Origin of the sequence: Methanospirillum sp., from assembly GCF_035406105.1 — an archaeon.
GTDB lineage: Archaea > Halobacteriota > Methanomicrobia > Methanomicrobiales > Methanospirillaceae > Methanospirillum.
Map to the genome: position 1 here is coordinate 1 of NZ_DAONKG010000024.1, position 18,478 is coordinate 18,478.

Genomic DNA, 18,478 nt, shown 5'->3' on the forward strand with positions numbered 1-18,478 from the left:
TTGCTGACAAGAAGTCACGACATGATCATCAGCAGATAATGCGGGTGGCAGTCGATTATGGAACCCCCTATATTACCACACTCCAGGCAGCGGTTGCAGCAGCAGAGGCGATACAATCAGTCCGGGAAGAAAACCTGACAATTGAACCGCTTCAGCATTATATCGGTCGCTGAAATCTCCTTCCTTCTTCTAATTTTACGTGCGGTTTTTTCTTCTATTGACACTCATATGTAGGAGATAAACCGGTGAAATTTCCATGGGAAAAGGAACAGTAGTACTGGCATATTCCGGCGGTCTTGATACATCTATCTGTATTCCTCTTTTAAAAGAGGAGTATGGATATGACCGGGTGGTAACGGTAGCCGCTGATGTTGGTCAGCGTAAGGAAGAGATTACCGTTGCCGAAGAGAAGGGGAATAAATTTGCAGATCGGCATTATACTGTGGATTTGATCGACCAGTTTGTCGATCGGTGTCTGATGCCGTCCATTAAGGCCAATGGTCTGTATGAAGGGTACCCGATGGGAACATCCCTTGCCCGTCCGGTTATTGCTGAAGCAGTTGTTGAGATTGCAAAAAAGGAAAAGGCGACTGCGGTTGCACATGGATGTACCGGAAAGGGAAATGATCAGCTCAGATTTGATGTTGTCTTCCGTGCTGCCGGTCTTGAAGTTATTGCACCTATCCGTGAACGGAATATGACCCGTGAATGGGAGATTGGGTATGCAGCAGAGCATGGTATCCCGGTTCCGGTTGACAAGGAGAAACCCTGGTCTGTCGATGAAAATCTCTGGAGCCGTTCCATTGAGGGTGGCAGACTTGAAGATCCTGCGTTCCATCCACCAGAGGAGATCTATGCATGGACTGTTTCCCCGCTCAAGGCACCGGATGAACCTGAGATCCTTACCATAACCTTTGAAGCCGGTATTCCGGTGGCTCTTGACGGGAAACGGATGAAAGGTGCAGATCTTATTCGTACGGTGGGCCAGATTGCAGGCCGTCATGGTATCGGACGCAATGACATGATGGAGAACCGGGTACTCGGTATCAAGGCACGCGAGATATATGAGCATCCGGCTGCGAATGTCCTTTTGACAGCACATGCAGACCTTGAGCGTCTGGTACTGACTAGGGAAGAGTATGCATTCAAGCAGAGTGTTGATGCAAAATGGGCACAACTTGCCTATTATGGTCTGATATATGAACCGCTCTGGGATGCGTTAAATGCCTTCATTGACACGACTCAAAAGCGTGTAAATGGAACGGTTGATCTCCGGTTATACAAGGGATCGGTCACTGTGCTTGGTCGTTCATCACCGGATTCGTTTTATTCGATTGATGTTGCATCATTTGATTCGACAACCATTGACCAGACGGATGCAATCGGGTATTCAATGTATTACGGCCTTCAGGCGAGAATGGTTCGGAAAAAGCTGAATAAATAAATTTTTAAATTTTTTTGGTTCACGATCTGACGAATATAATTTTTCAGAAGAAAAAATTACGTCCCGGCTGGGACTTGAACCCAGGTCAAAAGCTCCGCAGGCTTCTAGGATATCCACTACCCTACCGGGACCAGAGGTGCCAGTATATGTTACCATTCATAAGATATGAAGGTATTCATATCTCACTTTTCGTCTTCATATGCATCCTGACAATCATCCCGATGGTCTCATTCTCTGAATCCCTGATCGAGGTTGATTGCAGGACAACATGCCGGAATGTATTATCACTCATCTTTACTGCAATGTGCTGCCGAACGCCAAGAACCAGGCTTTCCCTGATAACATCCTGAAAGGTATCGGTAAATACAATATTCTGCCTGGTGTCATAAAAGGTAAGATATTTTCCGATTGGTTTTAAGATGACGTCGTTTCGGTGAACATTCAGGAGGTGCTCGCCATAGGGATTGATAAATACAATCCGCCCGCGTTTGTCAAGGATGAAATACGCATCCAGTTCTGATAACGCTGCACGTGCTATCCGTCTTATCTTCCCTCCCTGATAATCCTTTGATCGCTTGAGAATGCGATCATTATGAAGCGCGATCTCAATATTTGAGTAGAGATCCTTCGCATTAAATGGTTTGATGATAAAACTTGCCGGTTCAGCCAGAGTTGCCCGTTCAAGGGTTGTCTCATCGTCCTGACCTGACAAAAAGATAACCGGGATATGAAATATGGCGGTAATGAACTTCGTCGCAGTAATTCCATCAATCTTCCCGGCAAGATTGATATCCATGAGGACCAGATCAGGAAGATGTTCGGCGGTCTTATAGATGGCATCTTCCCCGGATGCAACCTTGTCACAAACAACGTACTCCCGCTGAAGAAGAAATCTTTCGATAAGAGCTGCGATGATATCATCATCTTCAACAACGAGAATCTCCGTCAGAGGACCTTTTTTTGTATCAAACATGGATGCATGCCAGGTTGGAGAGAGTTTATTGTGATCTTAATAATACCTGTTGTATATTGAGTTGTATATTCCACTTTATTAATACTCGTGTTTTCTCTTATTCATCGGTATTCGCGTTTTGTATACTGGTATTTTTCAGCGTCACCACCATGAAATACGATGTAAAACCATTCATACAAAGATTTCAGAGCGCCAAACTGGTCATATCTCCTCATAGAGAAGCTCACGAACAGTTTTCGGTCAAATTTCACCGTACCAATTCGTCTCATCCGATGGGCGATCTCAAGATCATCTCCGGCATCTGATACCCGGTACATTCCGGCCTTTTTAAATGACTCTGCCCTGAAAGCGCTGTTACATCCAAGGGTAAAGAGAACTGTTCCGGTCAGGTACCCGATATGGGCGAATCCATTGGCAAGGAAGAGATAAAACCTGTTTTTTATGGTTGCTTCAATAGGCTTTACCGGGCCGTAGAGCATAATCACATCAGGATTCTCAAATCCCTTTTTTATTCGGGAAAGCCAGTCTGACGGGAGGATGGTATCAGCATCGGTTGTTGCAATAATGTCTCCTCTTGAGCGTAATGCTCCGTCATTTCGGGCACCTCCCACCTTTGGACTGGTCTGAATAAAGACAAGATCAGCATACTTCTCTGCGATCTCACGCGTCTTATCTTTTGATCCACCATCCACCACAATAATCTCATATTCATCACGCGGAAAATCCTGATTTTGTAAGGATTTCAGACACCGCTCTATGCGTTCTTCTTCATTAAACGAGGGAATCACTACAGATATCATGTTAGGACCAGTTCTTCATACAGGCAGAGATGTTCGCGACAGATCTTTTGGATGTCGTATTGCGATGAGTATTCACGCGCCTTTGCAGCACATCTGCGCAGTTGTTGCTCATCTGCAAGCTCGTTATGGGCATCATCAGGAGTTTTGAAATAGCGTATAGAGTCTTTATAAATCTCATGAAATTCAGGAATATCCCGTGCTATGACCGGGAGGCCACACGCCTGTGCTTCAAGTACCGCAAGTCCGAAGGTTTCGGCATATGTTGGCATCAGAAAAACATCAGCTGCGCAATATGCCTCTGTAATATCCCTGACAAACCCTGTGAACAGGACATTTTCCGGCTTTCTCTGGATCATTGTCTTGATTTTCAGATAATCCTTTGACATCAGCCCATAAGGAAACCCCCCTACCCATATAAACCGCGTATCCAAATTCCTTGATGCAAGTTTCATAAAGTCATAAAATCCTTTTCTCGGACTGATTTGAGCTACCGTCAGGACGACACGTTCTTCAGGAGCAATGCTCCAAAAATCCCTGAATGCGTCCCGTTTTTCAGATGAAGGGGAGAAGTACTCCCGGTCTATCCCGTTTGGAATCCGTGTAATCGGAACGTCGGGAACCATCTCCCGCACCTCTTTCTCACATGCCTCTGAGATCGTGATGATATGATCAAACTTGTGGAAAATTTCAGGATACCGTTTGTTAATAGTTTTCGTAAGTGCCAGATTTCCGATATTTACCCGGGGGGTTGAATGAGCGGTCAGGATCTTCTTACCGGATGCCAGCCGACGGTTTAAGAGGGCGATTGGTCCGAAGGTGTGGTAATGTGAGATATCTGCGTGAAATTTGTACCGCTCCCAGGTCAGATCGATCCCATTCTGCTTTTTCAGGCCGTGATAGAGTGTCCGCGCTACGGTTGAGCAACCGATATACTTAAACACAAACATGTCTTCAACGACAAAATTGATCTTCATGCCAGTTCATTCACATAATTCAGGACTGAACGGATGATACCGTCCATATTCAGGTATTCAAACTGTGAAAACCGTCCGACGAGTGGGATACCCCGGCTTTTAAAGTGCTGCCGGATTATTGTAATATTCCTGATATAATCAAGGTCGTACACAACGTATGCAAACTTATTTCTGGTAATCTGCGTGGTAACAACCTGATCCGGAGTAAAAAGGCCGAGAGAAGAGAGTGACGAGATAATATGGCTCGTGACCTCATCATCTGTCATGCGTGATGTCTTATCGCCTTCATTATACGTGATCTCGGCAAGAACAGACGAGCACCCGTAAGGTGCTGTGGTTTTTGAAAAGTTCGAAGGGAATGATATCCGGTTGGCAAGCGAGGCATGTGCATCAGGAATATAGGTCCAGGAATATGGCGGCACTTCTCCTTTTATTCCAATCCCGATTGCCATGACGGAGTTATATTTCAAAGCAGCAACAGCCTGCATAACGTCATCTGGTATGCTGCTCAGGCAGGAGATCAAATTCTGAAGGGGAATTGTACTGATAATCCGGTCACCGTTCAGGGTTCTTACCCCGTCAGATACCTCATATCCACCTGTTTTTTCGGTTATGTGTGTGACACGAAACCCTGTCAGAATCCGTTCCCTGACCGGGGCAGCGATCGCATGAATGAGCGCCTCAATGCCGCCGGTAACCGGATATGAAAAGACTGCCTGGTGAGTATACCCTTCAGTCTCAATTCCGACTGCGGATTTGATGATATCCTCAACCGGTGGACGGGGAACCCTCCCTTCCATCCAGTGAGCAGACATGAGATGTGGCGGATAATTCCATATCTTGGTATTGTATGGTATCAGGTAGGCATCTGCAATACCCTTCCCGAATGTCTGAAGTATCCATTCCTCAAAGTTGCAGGGGGGACGCATATCTCCTTTTTCCGACGCAATAAGGGCCTTTATAAACTCATGGAGACAGTTATAGCAGTCCTCTTTGGAAAGCTCATGGAGAGCATTCTCAAATGGATACTTCACATATCTTCCTTTATAGAAGATTTTGGTATTTCGGACACGTTCGGCTCTGTTTGCACCAAGAACATCATGAATAAACCGGAGAACTTCTGTATCTCTGGAAAAGATAATGTGCGACCCTCCAATATCAAAGGTAAATCCATTTGTTTGTTGAGACCTGCACAGTCCTCCAGGCACTGGTTCCTGCTCCAGAACGGTTACATCCTCGCCTTTTTGGGAGAGGATTCGGGCAAGGGTTACGCCGCACAGGCCTCCCCCGAGTATGAGCGTCTTCATAAATTCAGAATTCGAAAGAAAATTTTTTCAAAACGGTGCATAATTTGCAATATCATGATATCATATCTGCAATATGTCAATACATGTAGGATGGATAATACAAAAAAGACTACCAGACACTTGGTCGGATCCTGGGAGTAAAAAGAGTTCCTCATTCTGAAGAGGATTTAAATCCCTACCCGGAATTTTTAATAAACGCAGTATTAACGTGTGCACACGGGAGTATTTAACGTCCTCTGATTTTTTCAGTAAATAGGCGATTATTTGATAACCCGGCTCTTATGCAGGTTGACAAGAGAATTTCTGATAAGGTCTGCAACACCTGTCGCGATTATCTCTCCATGTCCGGGGTAGATAGTATGGAATTTTTTCGTTGCAAGTTCTTCAAATCCACGAATAAATGCCTGTTCATAGGTGTTATCAGTGCCCCATATCATCATGGGGGTGTCTCCTGAAAATAAAATCTCTTCTTCCGGACAGTATATACAGATTGAATCGGATGTATGGCCAGGTATTGCAATAATCTCAAAATGATAAATGCCACATCTGATAACATCACCATCACTCAGAATCCGGTCAATTCCTGTTGCGTACGGTGAGGAGGCATATACTGTCGTGCCGTACTCTTTTTTGATCTCCGTTAATAGTCGGGCATGATCGTAATGGTTATGGGTAAGAATTATCTGACTGACCGGGTTTCTGCCTAATCTCTTTTTTTGTTCTTGCAGATATTCAAGGATACCCGGATCACATCCGGTGTCGATAAGAACTCCCCCCTCATTGGCGTCATTACAGGAGCAGAACCATACATTGGATGTATATATGGTACTCTGCCGGGTAAGGTTTTCAATATCCATCTGTCACACAATCCTGCTTTTGCGGATATTTTTCAGTGATTCTTCCATGAGATGGGGGACATTGCAGGTGATCTGGTCTCCATGACCGGGGTATATGGTTTGTATCCCCACCGATACAAAGAGTTCATAGGCATCCAGAAACTGCGTTGAAAATTCTCCGTCATGTGAATAGATTCTCAGCGGCACGTCTCCGGAAAAGAGCAGATGTTCTTCTTCACACACGATACATAATGAGTCCTCACTATGACCAGGTGCATAGACAACCATGCATTCCTGTTCTCCGATCTGGATCTTCTGCCGGTCGGCAAGTGGTGTGGTTTCGTCATTTCTGCTCAGGGGGTGGGCATATATATGCGGGTTGTATTTCTCCCTGATTTTTGGCAGCATTCCTGCATGATCAAAATGAGAATGTGTCAGAATTACCTGCTCTACCGGACGTTTCCCAAGCCCGCACCTGATCGTCTCAAGCGATTCCATAATCACAGGATCTCGGCCGACGTCGATGAGCGTATTCAGGTCTGATAATGCATGATATGTACCGCAGATATGCCACACATTTGAGGTGTAATAATCGCTCTTTTCAGTAAGGTTTCTCACCAGCATGATTCTATTTTTTCCTGAATATCTGTGCGTTCATGACGATCTGATCAAAGAGTCCGCTCAGTTCTTCAGGAAGTTTTTGTGTGTGCTCATGAAGCATAAAACCCCCGTATTCAAGAGCATTCCAAAACATTTTCCAGACCTGGAGACGCTCTTCGGCAGAGAAATGGAGCAGAACATTTTTGCAAATAATCATATGAATGCCTGTTCTGATCGGCTCAAAGGTCAGGAGGTCATGTTTTTTAAACTCAACAGCATTACGGATCTCATCAGCGATATACACATATCCGGGATCCTGGGGATCTGTTCTGAAGTATGCCTGGAATATTTCCGGAGGAATTCGTTGGAGGTCTTTTTCCGGATATCTTCCGGTCCCGATTATCTGCACATACTGGTTGTAGGTATCAATATCGGTTGCAAATATTTTGACATTCCTGAAAAGGTACGGCCCCATTCGCTCACGAAGCAGGATGGCAAAGGTATACGGCTCCTGACCCATAGCACAGCCTGCACTCCAGATGGTAATTGACCGTCTGCTTTGCACAAAAGGCAAAAAATGATCTATAGCCAGATTTAATGTCTGGGCATCGCGAAAGAAGAACGTAAATGCCATATTTTTACCTGATTGGATATACCCGGTTTATAAAACCCTGCGAACCGGATTACCTGATAACAAGAATCCGTCGGGTAAGACTTTTATGTACTCGTTGTTCGTAATATCCGATGATCTCACAGTACTGCTCAGCAAGTGGTCTGATATCCTGGTGCGTTACCAGGACTGAATGGTTTCCTTTTTTTACCACCCGTTTTATCTCCGAGAGTGCCAGCTGATAGAGATCATTGAGCCCGTTTCCTATAATGGTAACCGACTGACCGTAGGGAAGATCGGATACAACATGATCGATGGATTGATCAGGAAACGGAAGATGGCGGGCATCTGCAATTGCGGCCATGGCGGCAGGAAGGTTTCTTCTGCTCCCTGCAATCATCTCCAGGTCTGCATCAGTACCTGCGGCCCTGCATCCGATCAGTGATGTTTCAATAAGGGTCCCTCCGGTGCCGCAGAAAGGATCCAGAATCCATTCTCCAGGCAGGGCTCCGGACATATTTATGAGTGCCCGTATCATTCGTGGCATCATCACCCCCGGATGAAAGAACGGTCGTTTCCCGGGTTTTCGGGTATGGTACGGAGTCCGGTCCAGTTCCCACACAAGTTCTCCAAAATAACAGGTCCCTCCGGCAATGATTGCTCTGAATATCCGCTTCGGTGCTGAAACCGACACCTTTCCATGTATATGGTACCCGATCAGTCGCTCCAGCTCTCCGGAAGGTACATTCATGCCATGATCTGCCATTTTTTTGACTCTGCCACAAAACGGCTCATGTGAGGTAATATCCAGGCCCGTGAGCATATCAATGAAGGATTCCCGATCAGCGGCACAGGTCGCATGATAGATCATCGCACTGTGCGTATACGCAAATCTGTCAAGGATGTCTATTGCGGGTGCCTCGGCAATCAGAACCTGGGTGTTTTGATCAAATACCGGGAGAATCGCTTTTACTTCTTCAAAAGGGATAGCCGGGTGCTCCCCGGATAATTCAAGGATGAGTCTCACTCATACTCCTATTATATTGAAAAAATTCAGGATGCAAATGCATTTTCGATGGTAGAAAGGATGGCCTCTTTCGTGAAGGGTTTTACGATATACCCCTTGGCGCCAAGAGACAATGCTTCCTGTACATGTGATGACTGTTCTGATGCTGTGCACATGAGAACGCGGGCATCAGGGTCGATCTCCCGGATCCTTCTCAGTGCTTCAAGGCCGTTCATATCAGGCATCAGGATATCAATAATTACCAAGTCAGGTTTTACTTTTTCATAGAGTTCTATTGCTATCTGACCTGTTTCTGCCTCTCCAACAATCTCATGTCCTCCTTTGGTAGCCATGATACCAACAAGCCGCCTCATGTATCCTGCATCGTCAACAAGGAGGATCCGCGCCATGTACTTTGTACTTTTCCTGCAGAAACGTTTAAGTGTTGTGATAGGTGAAGATAAGAAAAGGGAGCGGATTTATCCTCCAAGAATAGATTCAAAGAACCCTTTCTTCTCATTTCCTAGATTAGATGGTTTTTTTTTGCCCTCTAATTCGAGTATCTTTTCATAGAGTGCTTTGAGTTCTCCGCTCACATGTTTGGGAATGATCACTTCGACCTCAACGAGAAGGTCACCTGGTCTGCCCCGCTTCCTGACACCCTCTCCGGCAATACGAAGCTTTCTCCCTCCCTGAGTTCCTGGAGGAACCTTGACCTCAAGGTGTCTGTTGTCTATGGTGATTACTTCAACCGTGGTTCCAAGTACTGCCTGTGCCGGTGTTACCTGAATTTTTGTCAGGAGTGTGTCTCCGTCTCGTTGGAACCGTGGGTCAGGTTTGACATGGATTTCAATATAGAGATCACCATTTGGTGCCCCATGATCGCCGGCCTCTCCATACCCTTCCAGACGGAGCCGCATGCCGGTATCAACCCCGGGGGGGATGTGGACCGATACCTTTCGTCTGACTTTTTCATGACCGGTCCCTTTGCACCTTGAGCATGGTCTTTCAGCGACCTTTCCCTTTCCATGACAGAGATCACAGGTGGATTGCCTGATAAAGTTACCAAACGGGGTCTGGGTTGCCTGTCTTACTTGTCCTGTTCCACCACATTTTGGACAATTCTTGGTTTTTTTCGTCTCCGAACCAGTTCCGTCACAGGTGGAACAGGACTCAGCATGCATCACTTCTATATCACGGTCTGCACCGAATACGGCATCCCGAAGGGTGACTTCAATCCGCATGAGCAGATCATCACCACGTCTCGGGCCCCGCTGACGTCCGAATCCTCCGAAAATATCCCCGGCAAAGTCAAAGATATCTCCAAACCCAGAGAAGTCTGCATTGAATCCTCCTCCGTATCCACCTCCGCCATAGGATCCCTTTGAAGCATTGGTAAAGGCTTCATGCCCCATCCGGTCATACTGAGCCCGTTTTTGCGGATCTGACAGGACGCTATATGCCTCATTTATCTCTTTGAATTTATCCTCTGCCCCGGGATCTTTGTTCACATCGGGGTGATATTTTCGGGCAAGGCCCCGGTATGCCTTTTTTATCTCGGTATCATCGGCATTGCGGGACACGCCAAGGATATCGTAGTAATCTCCCGCAGCCATTTTTTATACTCACTCCTTCTTTTCAGTAAAGTCGGCATCCACAACATTGTCATCAGAAGCAGAGGAGGAGCTGCTCTCTCCTTTCTGTGCCGCCTGCTCTGCCTGAACTTTCTGATAGATTTTGGTGGTAACTTTAAAGACCGCCTCGGTCAGTTCTTCCATCTGCTTTTGTATGGCATCAGAGTCCGTTCCTTCAAGGGCGGTCTTCATCTTTGCAATATGATCCCTGATGGTGGTTTTATCCTCTTCTTCGATCTTATCCTCACTCTCTTTCAGGAGTTTTTCTGCAGAGAAGACTGCCATATCTGCGTTGTTACGCAGTTCGATCTCCTGCTTCTTCTTGTTGTCCTCCTCTTCATACTTCTTTGCATCATCAACCATCCGTTTGATCTCATCATCAGAGAGTTTTTTGCTGCCTTTGATGGTGATTGCCTGCTCATTTCCGGTGCCGAGATCTTTTGCAGTCACGTGAATGATACCATTGGCATCAATATCAAATGTAACCTCAATCTGTGGTATACCGCGTGGAGCCGGGGGAATACCGGTTAACATGAACCGACCAAGGGTAAAGTTGTCATTTGCAAGTTTGCGTTCTCCCTGCACGACGTGAATCTCAACCGAGGTCTGATTGTCGGCTGCGGTTGAGAATATCTGACTCTTTTTGGTTGGGATTGTTGTGTTCCTTTCGATGATCGGGGTTGCAATGCCACCCAGTGTCTCAATGGAGAGCGTCAGGGGGGTGACATCAAGGAGCACAATGTCACTGGTTTCACCGGCAAGAACCCCTCCCTGGATTGCAGCACCGATTGCGACACACTCATCAGGGTTAATTCCTTTATCAGGCTCCTTGCCAAGCAGCTCCTTTACCTTCTGCTGTACAATCGGAACACGGGTTGATCCACCGACAAGCAGAACACGGTCGATATCCGATGGCTTAAGACCTGCATCGGAGAGAGCCTGCTTCACCGGTCCGATGGTGCTGTCAACAAGGTCAGCGATGAGCTGTTCAAACTGGGCACGGGTCAGATCAATGTCCAGGAATTTCGGCCCTGTTGAGTCTGTGGTGATATAGGGGAGATTGACATTCGTTTTCTGCTTCTGGGAGAGTTCAATCTTTGCGTTCTCTGCTGCATCGCGAAGACGCTGCATTGCCATGGGGTCCTTTGAAAGGTCTATCCCTTCTTTCTTCTTAAATTCAGCCACAAGGTAGTCGATGATTCGTTTGTCAAAGTCATCACCACCAAGGTGGTTGTTTCCGGATGTAGCCTTGACCTCAAAGACACCATCACCAAGAGTCAGGATTGAGACATCAAAGGTACCGCCACCAAGGTCATAGACGAGTACCGTATGATCCTCTTCCTTGTCAATACCATATGCGAGTGCTGATGCCGTAGGTTCATTGATGATACGGAGGACTTCAAGCCCTGCAATCGTACCTGCATCCTTGGTTGCCTGCCGCTGGGCATCGTTAAAGTATGCCGGAACGGTGATGACGGCTTTCTTGATCTCTTCCCCAAGGTATGCTTCTGCATCTGCCTTCAGCTTCTGCAGAATCATTGCCGAGATCTCCTGGGGAGTAAAGGTCTTCCCGTTTAGTTCAATCTTTTTGGACGTGCCCATTTCACGTTTTATTGATATGACTGTATTCTGGTGATTGGTAATTGCCTGACGTTTTGCAAGGCTTCCGACCAGACGTTCCCCTTCTTTTGTAAAAGCCACGACAGACGGAGTGGTTCTGCCTCCTTCTGCATTGGGTATGACGACTGGTTTTCCTCCCTCCATGATAGCCATACAGGAGTTAGTGGTTCCAAGATCAATTCCGAGGATTTTTTCGCTTGCCATAATGATTTCCTATATTTGATTGATTACTTTTGTTCGACTGGTGCTGTACCTTGCGACACAACAACCTGGGCAGGACGGATCACCTTGTCCTGCAGGCAGTATCCTTTGCAGACCTGATCACAGATCGTCCCCTCCTCCTCAGAAGACGGGATCATTGCGATCGCTTCATGGCGGGTTGGATCAAATTTCTGACCGACTGATTCAAATGATTCGATCCCCTGTCTCTTCATGACCTGAATCAGCAGTTTCTGGATCTGAACAAGCCCTTTGTGTGCTCCGCCCTCTGCCTGTATCGCTCGATCAAGACTGTCCGCAACTTCAAGCATGTCACGGGCAAATTGCCCGATTGACTGTGCTATACGCTGCTCTGTCTCACGGATGGAACGTTTTCTGAAATTTTCAAAGTCAGCTGCTAACCGCAAATATTTGTCATTGAGTTCATCATACTCTGCACGGAGTAGTTCAAGAGGACTTTTCTCCTCTTCCGGAGGTGACCCTTCCGGAATCAGGCCTTCCTCTCCTTCCTGATCCATTTCTGATTTCTTCTCATGCTGAGTATCTGCGGAGTCGTTCATAGAGGTTCACCATAATTGTTGTAATGTGGTTCTATATATATATTGCGTGTTCTTACTCGTATGGATGTTTTGAATGTATCATCATTTACATCTTTAAAAACCGCAAATTAATTGCAAATCTCTAAAATAAAAGATTTTTAATGATATTATTTTCGTGATTAGCATTTACCTGAAGTTAGTGAGCAGGCAGATGATATGTTCGAAACATGGGTATCAGAACGCGCAATGAGAATATCCATAATAACCCTTTAATTTCAAATTTAAGATTCAAATTGCTGATTAGTAAAAAACCTACTTCGCATAGAAGCGGAGGATCCGACTGGTTCTGGCACCCGCATGGAACGGGGATACTGGAAATAAATAATTCGGTTTATGTCTGATGAAATCTCTGTGATGGTGACTAAAATTGTAAAATTTAATCAATTCAGCCCGCGCTCCAGTGGAAATAAAGGGGTCATCTTATTTCACAAGCTTGAAGATACATGAATGTGGCACCTTTCTGGTGAGCAACTCGGTAATACATCCCGGGACAAATGACCAGTTTTTTCCATAGGATGTATTGGTTCCCTGTTTCATCACAGAAACGATATCGATTGTATCGGTATTCAGGAATTTTGCAATTCTCTGTTCCGGTATCCTATGTTTATCTTCAGGAATGAGGATATTGTTTATAAATTCACTCCATATAGATCTGTTAAGCACACCCTTCTCGATACATTTTGAGAAAAGAACAGTTGCGTACAGCCTCCCGACCGGATATATCCAGTATGTCCCTGCAGTATCCCCGACAAGATGGGGGTGACGCAGGAGATATCCTCCCTGATCGGTAACCTGAACTCCTGTGATATTCATGATGATGTCAGCATACGCCTCTCCAAATGATACTGATTCAGGTGATTGGGTAAACCGGTGATCCAAAATAGCAACTCCCAGATCCCTTCCTAAATTCCACCGGCTGACGGGTGAGAAGGGATCATGCGTTTCTGCTGGAGTGTTCTTCTGGTATTTTGTCTGATTGTACGGACCTATATCAGATGCCAGAATAATCCCCCGGATATCAGGAGTCCAGGCCAGGTATTCGAACAGATGTGACGATGCTTCGGTCAGTTCAACCGGCAGATTGACCGGTACTGGTGAGGACCCTGCCGAGGCCGTAAGAATCCTGGAATACACATGACCTAATTCGTGAAAAAGAAGAGTATACTCTTCATTTGTAATCGCTCCATCATGAGACGAAGTACTGAGTATTCCACATACGATGAAAACAGGAGCTGATTGGCCCTCTCCCCTTCCCTCCCCTCCTGTTATAAGTACAGTCATCCATTCTCTGGACTTTTCAGGCCGATCTGTCAGATCAAGGTAAAACCATCCGAGCGTTTTGTTCGTTTTCTCATCCGATACCCGAAACAGGAGAACATCCGGAGCATATGACCGGGCATCGGGAATAAACTCTGTAGTGACATGGAGCAGGCAGGAGATGAGGGATAGTGATCGCCAGAGGGTCCGGTAATATGGGATCTTATCTTCCATCACCTGATACCGCGTTTCCTCTTTCTGCGATGAGGCAAGCAATGATTCCATTTCATAATCAGAGATCACTGATGCCAGGTTGTTCGGAGAGTTCTTACCTCGTATCAAACCGCTTACTACTGGCTGAACAAATTCCCGCACAAGTGGTGTGATTTTATCAAGTATGGATGAAATACCAGTCCCGTTCGTCATCCATCCATATTCATCACTTATCAGGTCAGTCCATGTTGCATACCCCTGAAGCGATGCAATTTTCTGCCTGATAATTGCAGTCTTTTGTAATATTGCAAGATTTTCTGAGAGCGATACGTTTTCTCGGATATTTTTTATGTATTGATTGTTCAGTGATCCAAGTTCCTGATAGAGGTGTGTGAGTTGGTTTTTTTCCTCATCCGATCTTCCAGCTCCTCCGAATTGAAAAAACCTGATCTCCTGTTCATACAGCCATTTTCCATATGCAGATTCCGGTTTTGTCTCTTTGATGTGCAGGAAGAGATCATCCCTGGCTGCAATCTCTCTTAGGAAAGTATCCCGTTGTTCTGCTGCATGTATTGCAGCTTTGCGAAGGTTCTGGTCAGGATAGAGCTGGGCCAGGATCTGATATTTCAAAAGATGATGATCAAATCCGGTCAGTATCTCCTCAAGTCTGATGATCGTATTTGTCTCATTTCGTTTGTGTACCGGAATGGCTAGCAGCGAATCGATCTGTTGTTCTGCATCAAAAAGAGCAGCAGATGCCTCTTTTAAGACAGCCTCTTCTGTCAGAGGGAATATAATATCAGGCTGTATCACAGAGACAGAATCCTCGCAGTGATCACATAATCCTGATGGATACATGAAAAGAACCGTGAGGATTATTCTAATGAGCATCTGGTTCCTCCTTCCCGTATAATCCCTCACGCCTTCTCCTCCTCATCAGATATTCACAATCCAAGATCGAAGAATACTTATAGCCTTGATGAGAACCTCCCAGTCAGGGAAGATCTATGGGATCACAAGGACGTAAAATTGTTGGCATGGATGTTAATGAACTGATATCGCTCCTTAATAAAGCGCTTGCAGATGAATGGCTTGCATATTACCAGTACTGGGTTGGATCGAAGGTAGTAAAAGGACCAACAAAGGATGCAGTCATAGCTGAACTCGTTCAGCATGCCACTGAAGAGCTATCTCATGCGGATATGATAGCCCTGCGGATAGTCCAACTGGGTGGGACTCCCATTCTTGAACCAAAAGAGTGGTACACTCTGACGAATTGTGGATATGATGCACCGGTGGATCCCTATGTAAAGGCTGTGCTTGAGCAGAATATCAAGGGGGAACAATGTGCCATCAAGACATATGACAAATTGATGAAGATGGTGGAGGGGAAAGACCCGGTTACTTACAATATGATCCTTACCATCATCACGCAGGAAGTTGAACATGAAGAGGATCTGCAAAGTCTTCTTGAAGATCTTGAGATGATCATGAAACACTAATCGTACTATTTTTATAAATATTCTGAATATACAACTCGATTTATTCACAAAAATCGCAGAGTATCTCCAGATAGTTTTTTAAAAATAAAAACCCGTCTGGCCATCAATTTTTCCATCTCAATTAACAAGCAAATTTCTTAAATGCTTCATTTTTGAGATCATTTCAAAAAAATTAGGATAAATAATTCCTTTTGTGTATAGTTTTTTAACAATCTCATCCTGATCATCATCCTGCATATACAGAAATACTCAACCAAGCACAGATTTTCTTATATAAAAAGGAAGATTTTCGAAAACATGAAGGTCATTGGTATCAGGAAATTGGGATAATAGTTTCATCCGGAATAATTCAGCCTCAAAACGATTCAATTTGTAGGATATGGCAATATCGATATCCAAGAATATCGTATCGTTTTCGGTGGTGATAGAGCCATAAAGAGCGAAAAACCGTATCTTTAAAAACCTATGAGATTTTTTATTCTATCTGGGTTTTTTGTATAAGGCCCCGGTTTTTTGTTTCTTCATTTTTTTTTTGGCGATCTCGTGTGGCACCGATTATGAAAAAGAAAGTATGGATAATGTAATGTTCTGTTCTGATTTGTATGGCGGAGGAGACTATTATACCCTTCCAGGTATATTGCTATCTGTACGGATCTTTTCAATATCAACGTTCGATCTACAGGGGGAAGGAATGGAAAAAAATAAATTTCAAATAGTGATGTCTGTAATTATCATCGGCATCATGTGTGGTATTTCATGTGCCGGGTATGCAGATGAGGGAAATCTCATACCATATGATCAGCAGGGGATTGGTATTGCTGAGCCTTTTTATCCGCTCTATATTCCTTCACCTGATGGATACCAAACCCCGGTCCCGGAAACCGAAGACACAATGCCTGATGACAGTGCATGTGTATCTCCTCTCCCTTCACTCGTGCATGATCCTGCTATATCGGATATGCCGGCATCGAACGTGCCTGTTTTTTCACATGATCCTGTCGGGACATCGTATCAGGATCCTTTTGTTGCTGAACCATTTTATCCCGCAATACCTCCTTCACCAGTTCCGGATACCTATGAGGAGCCGGTAGAGATTCTCCCGGTTCCGACACAATATCCGGATCCGGGTGTTGCGATCCCCTATTATCCGCAAACCCCTCCTGAGTCTGAACCAACTCCTTATTATCTCCCACAACCTGATTTCAGTCCAGAATACCATCCCTCACCAAGATATCAGGAACCGATGGTATTCTATAAACGGTACGATGACCGGTACTATCGTCCCTCATATTATGACCCCTTTGATCGCAGATGGGATTTCTCATCATATCCAGATGGGATTTTGAAGGTTTCAAGCACCCCCTATCAGGCTGAGGTCTATCTGGATAACCGGTTTAGAGGATATACTCCGTATTCCGGCTATCTTACTCTAGAGAACATCAGGCCTGGTACATATACGATTCGTCTGAAATATCCTGGCTATTATGATTATTCAGAGGATGTATACGTATCACGGGGACGGACAACCTATGTCGATGCTGATATGGTACGGACAGGGGAGAGATATCAGAAAGCAGGCACGCTCTCTCTCCAGTCTGAACCTTCCGGGGCAAGCGTATATCTGGATAATGAATACCGTGGGTTTTCACCGGTCGTTTTAAATGGAATTTCTGCTGCAGAACATACCCTCCTTATGCGAAAAGAGGGATTTGTTGATTATATCTCCAGGGTCCTGATCCCGGATAAACAAACGGTCAGCATATCTGCAGTATTAAACCCGGTAGAGGTCCCAAAAACTCAGATTCCGGTCACATCTCCTGTGGAGAGCCCTGTGCCGACACCAACCAGATCCGGAATGGGTAGTGGTCTACCCTGTATTGCGGTCATATTGTGTGCTCTGTACATGGTCAGGAGCCGATCTGTTCGCTTCTGATCAGAATACAATTTTTCGAAAACTTCTATAACTCCCGGCAGTAAAAGTACTGGTGATAAAAACAGGAAGTCGGTGCAGCGTGAGTACCAACACTGAAAAACATCCAAACCGTCCCCATTGTCTGTACCTGTGGTTTCTTCATGGAATGCCGGTATGCTCTGAAGAGAAAAGTAACCGGTTATGTCCATATCCATTCTGGAAATGCCCGGTGAAAGAGCATCAGCCAGCTGCCATCCAGCCGAAAGCATCAGATGCGATTTCCGAGGTATCTGACAGGGTCACCATATCAGTGAACATATAATAATGTGAAAAGACGGCCCCCTCCCGTTATCGTGCTAAGGCCACCGTCTCTCCATATTGAATGACATGCTCTTTCATTGCCTGAATGAGTTCATCTTTTGTTGATCCTGGTGGCAGATTCAGTATGGTATCCAGACCATATACTCTGAACTGATACCGGTGCATCTCACCATCCGGAGGGCATGGTCCATGATAGCCGATGGTGCCATAATCATTTCTTCCTTGTACTGCCTGAACCGGGTATGATACCTGTGGCTCCTTTGGAATGCCTTCAGGAATTCTGGACAGCGGGGGGAGGTTCCAGATAATCCAGGGAGTAAAGGAGCAACATGATTTGATGAATGGATTAAAAACCATGATCGCAACTGATACAGCAATCAGATTTTTTAAATTGAGTGCTGGACTTTTATCCTCTCCCCTGCAGGTATATACATGTGGGAATTCCAGAAAATCAAGCGTCACAACGAGTGAGGTAATTTCTGCCATTTCAGATCATACCTCATATCAGTGAGCCAGAAATAAAACCTAATCCCCCGGCGGTGATGAGTTCTTCACGGCTTTCGGCTCTGACTATTGTAGGTATGTCGCCCCATATTATGCTTTGTTCACCAAATACTGCAAAAATACCCTCAATTATTGGATTAATCTGTT

19 protein-coding genes and 1 tRNA gene are annotated in these 18,478 nt (G+C 45.3%); 4 read left to right on the forward strand and 16 right to left on the reverse strand.

Annotation, left to right across the window (positions count from 1 at the left end; genetic code table 11):
• Positions 1 to 256: 256 nt before the first annotated feature.
• Positions 257 to 1,444, forward strand: a complete 1,188-nt coding sequence (locus PLA23_RS02490) for an argininosuccinate synthase (protein WP_324329184.1) — start codon at positions 257 to 259, stop codon at positions 1,442 to 1,444.
• A gap of 59 nt (positions 1,445 to 1,503) precedes the next feature.
• Here PLA23_RS02490 and PLA23_RS02495 read toward each other — a convergent pair.
• The 14 genes from PLA23_RS02495 to PLA23_RS02560 all read right to left on the reverse strand — a co-directional run bounded on the left by PLA23_RS02495 (position 1,504) and on the right by PLA23_RS02560 (position 14,905).
• A tRNA-Arg gene (locus PLA23_RS02495) sits at positions 1,504 to 1,575 on the reverse strand.
• Positions 1,576 to 1,619: 44 nt separating this feature from the next.
• Entirely contained in the window at positions 1,620 to 2,417 is a 798-nt protein-coding gene (locus PLA23_RS02500; protein ID WP_324329186.1) for a response regulator, read from the reverse strand.
• A 101-nt stretch (positions 2,418 to 2,518) separates the two neighbouring features.
• Positions 2,519 to 3,217 carry a glycosyltransferase family 2 protein gene (locus PLA23_RS02505; protein ID WP_324473868.1) on the reverse strand — a complete coding sequence of 233 codons (699 nt, stop codon included), beginning with the start codon at positions 3,215 to 3,217 and terminating at the stop codon, positions 2,519 to 2,521.
• Positions 3,214 to 4,191 (reverse strand): glycosyltransferase family 4 protein, encoded by a 978-nt coding sequence (locus PLA23_RS02510; protein WP_324473870.1) that lies wholly within the window; start codon positions 4,189 to 4,191, stop codon positions 3,214 to 3,216. Before PLA23_RS02510 ends, PLA23_RS02505 begins: the two co-directional genes overlap by 4 nt.
• Positions 4,188 to 5,498, reverse strand: a complete 1,311-nt coding sequence (locus PLA23_RS02515; RefSeq protein WP_324329192.1) for a protoporphyrinogen/coproporphyrinogen oxidase — start codon at positions 5,496 to 5,498, stop codon at positions 4,188 to 4,190. The genes PLA23_RS02510 and PLA23_RS02515 overlap by 4 nt, the downstream gene beginning before the upstream one ends.
• A gap of 260 nt (positions 5,499 to 5,758) precedes the next feature.
• On the reverse strand, positions 5,759 to 6,355 hold the full coding sequence (locus tag PLA23_RS02520) for an MBL fold metallo-hydrolase (RefSeq protein WP_324329193.1): 597 nt from the start codon (positions 6,353 to 6,355) through the stop codon (positions 5,759 to 5,761).
• A gap of 3 nt (positions 6,356 to 6,358) precedes the next feature.
• Positions 6,359 to 6,958: an MBL fold metallo-hydrolase gene (locus PLA23_RS02525; protein ID WP_324329194.1), complete on the reverse strand. Its 600-nt coding sequence runs from the start codon at positions 6,956 to 6,958 to the stop codon at positions 6,359 to 6,361.
• Positions 6,959 to 6,962: 4 nt separating this feature from the next.
• The gene (locus PLA23_RS02530; RefSeq protein ID WP_324473872.1) at positions 6,963 to 7,568 is read right to left on the reverse strand and encodes a CheR family methyltransferase; all 606 of its coding nucleotides are present in this window, start codon (positions 7,566 to 7,568) and stop codon (positions 6,963 to 6,965) included.
• 49 nt (positions 7,569 to 7,617) lie between these two features.
• Positions 7,618 to 8,571, reverse strand: a complete 954-nt coding sequence (locus PLA23_RS02535; protein WP_324329198.1) for a methyltransferase domain-containing protein — start codon at positions 8,569 to 8,571, stop codon at positions 7,618 to 7,620.
• Positions 8,572 to 8,597: 26 nt separating this feature from the next.
• Positions 8,598 to 8,960, reverse strand: coding sequence for a response regulator (locus PLA23_RS02540; RefSeq protein WP_324329200.1), 363 nt, complete (start codon positions 8,958 to 8,960; stop codon positions 8,598 to 8,600).
• A 69-nt stretch (positions 8,961 to 9,029) separates the two neighbouring features.
• Positions 9,030 to 10,166 carry a molecular chaperone DnaJ gene (gene dnaJ / locus PLA23_RS02545; RefSeq protein WP_324329203.1) on the reverse strand — a complete coding sequence of 379 codons (1,137 nt, stop codon included), beginning with the start codon at positions 10,164 to 10,166 and terminating at the stop codon, positions 9,030 to 9,032.
• 9 nt (positions 10,167 to 10,175) lie between these two features.
• Positions 10,176 to 12,008, reverse strand: a complete 1,833-nt coding sequence (gene dnaK / locus PLA23_RS02550) for a molecular chaperone DnaK (protein WP_324473875.1) — start codon at positions 12,006 to 12,008, stop codon at positions 10,176 to 10,178.
• A 23-nt stretch (positions 12,009 to 12,031) separates the two neighbouring features.
• Positions 12,032 to 12,583 carry a nucleotide exchange factor GrpE gene (locus PLA23_RS02555; RefSeq protein WP_324329395.1) on the reverse strand — a complete coding sequence of 184 codons (552 nt, stop codon included), beginning with the start codon at positions 12,581 to 12,583 and terminating at the stop codon, positions 12,032 to 12,034.
• 459 nt (positions 12,584 to 13,042) lie between these two features.
• Positions 13,043 to 14,905 carry a M3 family metallopeptidase gene (locus PLA23_RS02560; protein ID WP_324329397.1) on the reverse strand — a complete coding sequence of 621 codons (1,863 nt, stop codon included), beginning with the start codon at positions 14,903 to 14,905 and terminating at the stop codon, positions 13,043 to 13,045.
• A gap of 194 nt (positions 14,906 to 15,099) precedes the next feature.
• Between PLA23_RS02560 and PLA23_RS02565 the strand changes: the two genes are divergently transcribed.
• Positions 15,100 to 15,594: a ferritin-like domain-containing protein gene (locus PLA23_RS02565; RefSeq protein ID WP_324473877.1), complete on the forward strand. Its 495-nt coding sequence runs from the start codon at positions 15,100 to 15,102 to the stop codon at positions 15,592 to 15,594.
• Positions 15,595 to 15,843: 249 nt separating this feature from the next.
• Here PLA23_RS02565 and PLA23_RS13755 read toward each other — a convergent pair whose 3' ends face one another.
• Positions 15,844 to 16,047, reverse strand: coding sequence for a hypothetical protein (locus PLA23_RS13755; protein ID WP_502883587.1), 204 nt, complete (start codon positions 16,045 to 16,047; stop codon positions 15,844 to 15,846).
• Between the two features lie 238 nt (positions 16,048 to 16,285).
• On the opposite strand from PLA23_RS13755, the gene PLA23_RS02570 reads away from it, so the two are divergent.
• The gene (locus PLA23_RS02570) at positions 16,286 to 17,527 is read left to right on the forward strand and encodes a PEGA domain-containing protein (protein WP_324473879.1); all 1,242 of its coding nucleotides are present in this window, start codon (positions 16,286 to 16,288) and stop codon (positions 17,525 to 17,527) included.
• A 79-nt stretch (positions 17,528 to 17,606) separates the two neighbouring features.
• Positions 17,607 to 17,828: a hypothetical protein gene (locus PLA23_RS02575; protein WP_324329402.1), complete on the forward strand. Its 222-nt coding sequence runs from the start codon at positions 17,607 to 17,609 to the stop codon at positions 17,826 to 17,828.
• 26 nt (positions 17,829 to 17,854) lie between these two features.
• Here PLA23_RS02575 and PLA23_RS02580 read toward each other — a convergent pair whose 3' ends face one another.
• Complete coding sequence (locus PLA23_RS02580) at positions 17,855 to 18,313, reverse strand: YbhB/YbcL family Raf kinase inhibitor-like protein (RefSeq protein WP_324329404.1); 459 nt, start codon at positions 18,311 to 18,313, stop codon at positions 17,855 to 17,857.
• Positions 18,314 to 18,478: the final 165 nt, after the last annotated feature.

Coding starts and splice junctions, on each gene's coding strand:
- PLA23_RS02490 (WP_324329184.1), top strand. CDS start 257: ATGGGAAAAGGAACAGTAGTACTGGCATATTCCGGCGGTCTTGATACA.
- PLA23_RS02500 (WP_324329186.1), bottom strand. CDS start 2,417: ATGTTTGATACAAAAAAAGGTCCTCTGACGGAGATTCTCGTTGTTGAA.
- PLA23_RS02505 (WP_324473868.1), bottom strand. CDS start 3,217: ATGATATCTGTAGTGATTCCCTCGTTTAATGAAGAAGAACGCATAGAG.
- PLA23_RS02510 (WP_324473870.1), bottom strand. CDS start 4,191: ATGAAGATCAATTTTGTCGTTGAAGACATGTTTGTGTTTAAGTATATC.
- PLA23_RS02515 (WP_324329192.1), bottom strand. CDS start 5,498: ATGAAGACGCTCATACTCGGGGGAGGCCTGTGCGGCGTAACCCTTGCC.
- PLA23_RS02520 (WP_324329193.1), bottom strand. CDS start 6,355: ATGGATATTGAAAACCTTACCCGGCAGAGTACCATATATACATCCAAT.
- PLA23_RS02525 (WP_324329194.1), bottom strand. CDS start 6,958: ATGCTGGTGAGAAACCTTACTGAAAAGAGCGATTATTACACCTCAAAT.
- PLA23_RS02530 (WP_324473872.1), bottom strand. CDS start 7,568: ATGGCATTTACGTTCTTCTTTCGCGATGCCCAGACATTAAATCTGGCT.
- PLA23_RS02540 (WP_324329200.1), bottom strand. CDS start 8,960: ATGGCGCGGATCCTCCTTGTTGACGATGCAGGATACATGAGGCGGCTT.
- dnaJ (WP_324329203.1), bottom strand. CDS start 10,166: ATGGCTGCGGGAGATTACTACGATATCCTTGGCGTGTCCCGCAATGCC.
- dnaK (WP_324473875.1), bottom strand. CDS start 12,008: ATGGCAAGCGAAAAAATCCTCGGAATTGATCTTGGAACCACTAACTCC.
- PLA23_RS02555 (WP_324329395.1), bottom strand. CDS start 12,583: ATGAACGACTCCGCAGATACTCAGCATGAGAAGAAATCAGAAATGGAT.
- PLA23_RS02565 (WP_324473877.1), top strand. CDS start 15,100: ATGGGATCACAAGGACGTAAAATTGTTGGCATGGATGTTAATGAACTG.
- PLA23_RS02570 (WP_324473879.1), top strand. CDS start 16,286: ATGGAAAAAAATAAATTTCAAATAGTGATGTCTGTAATTATCATCGGC.
- PLA23_RS02580 (WP_324329404.1), bottom strand. CDS start 18,313: ATGGCAGAAATTACCTCACTCGTTGTGACGCTTGATTTTCTGGAATTC.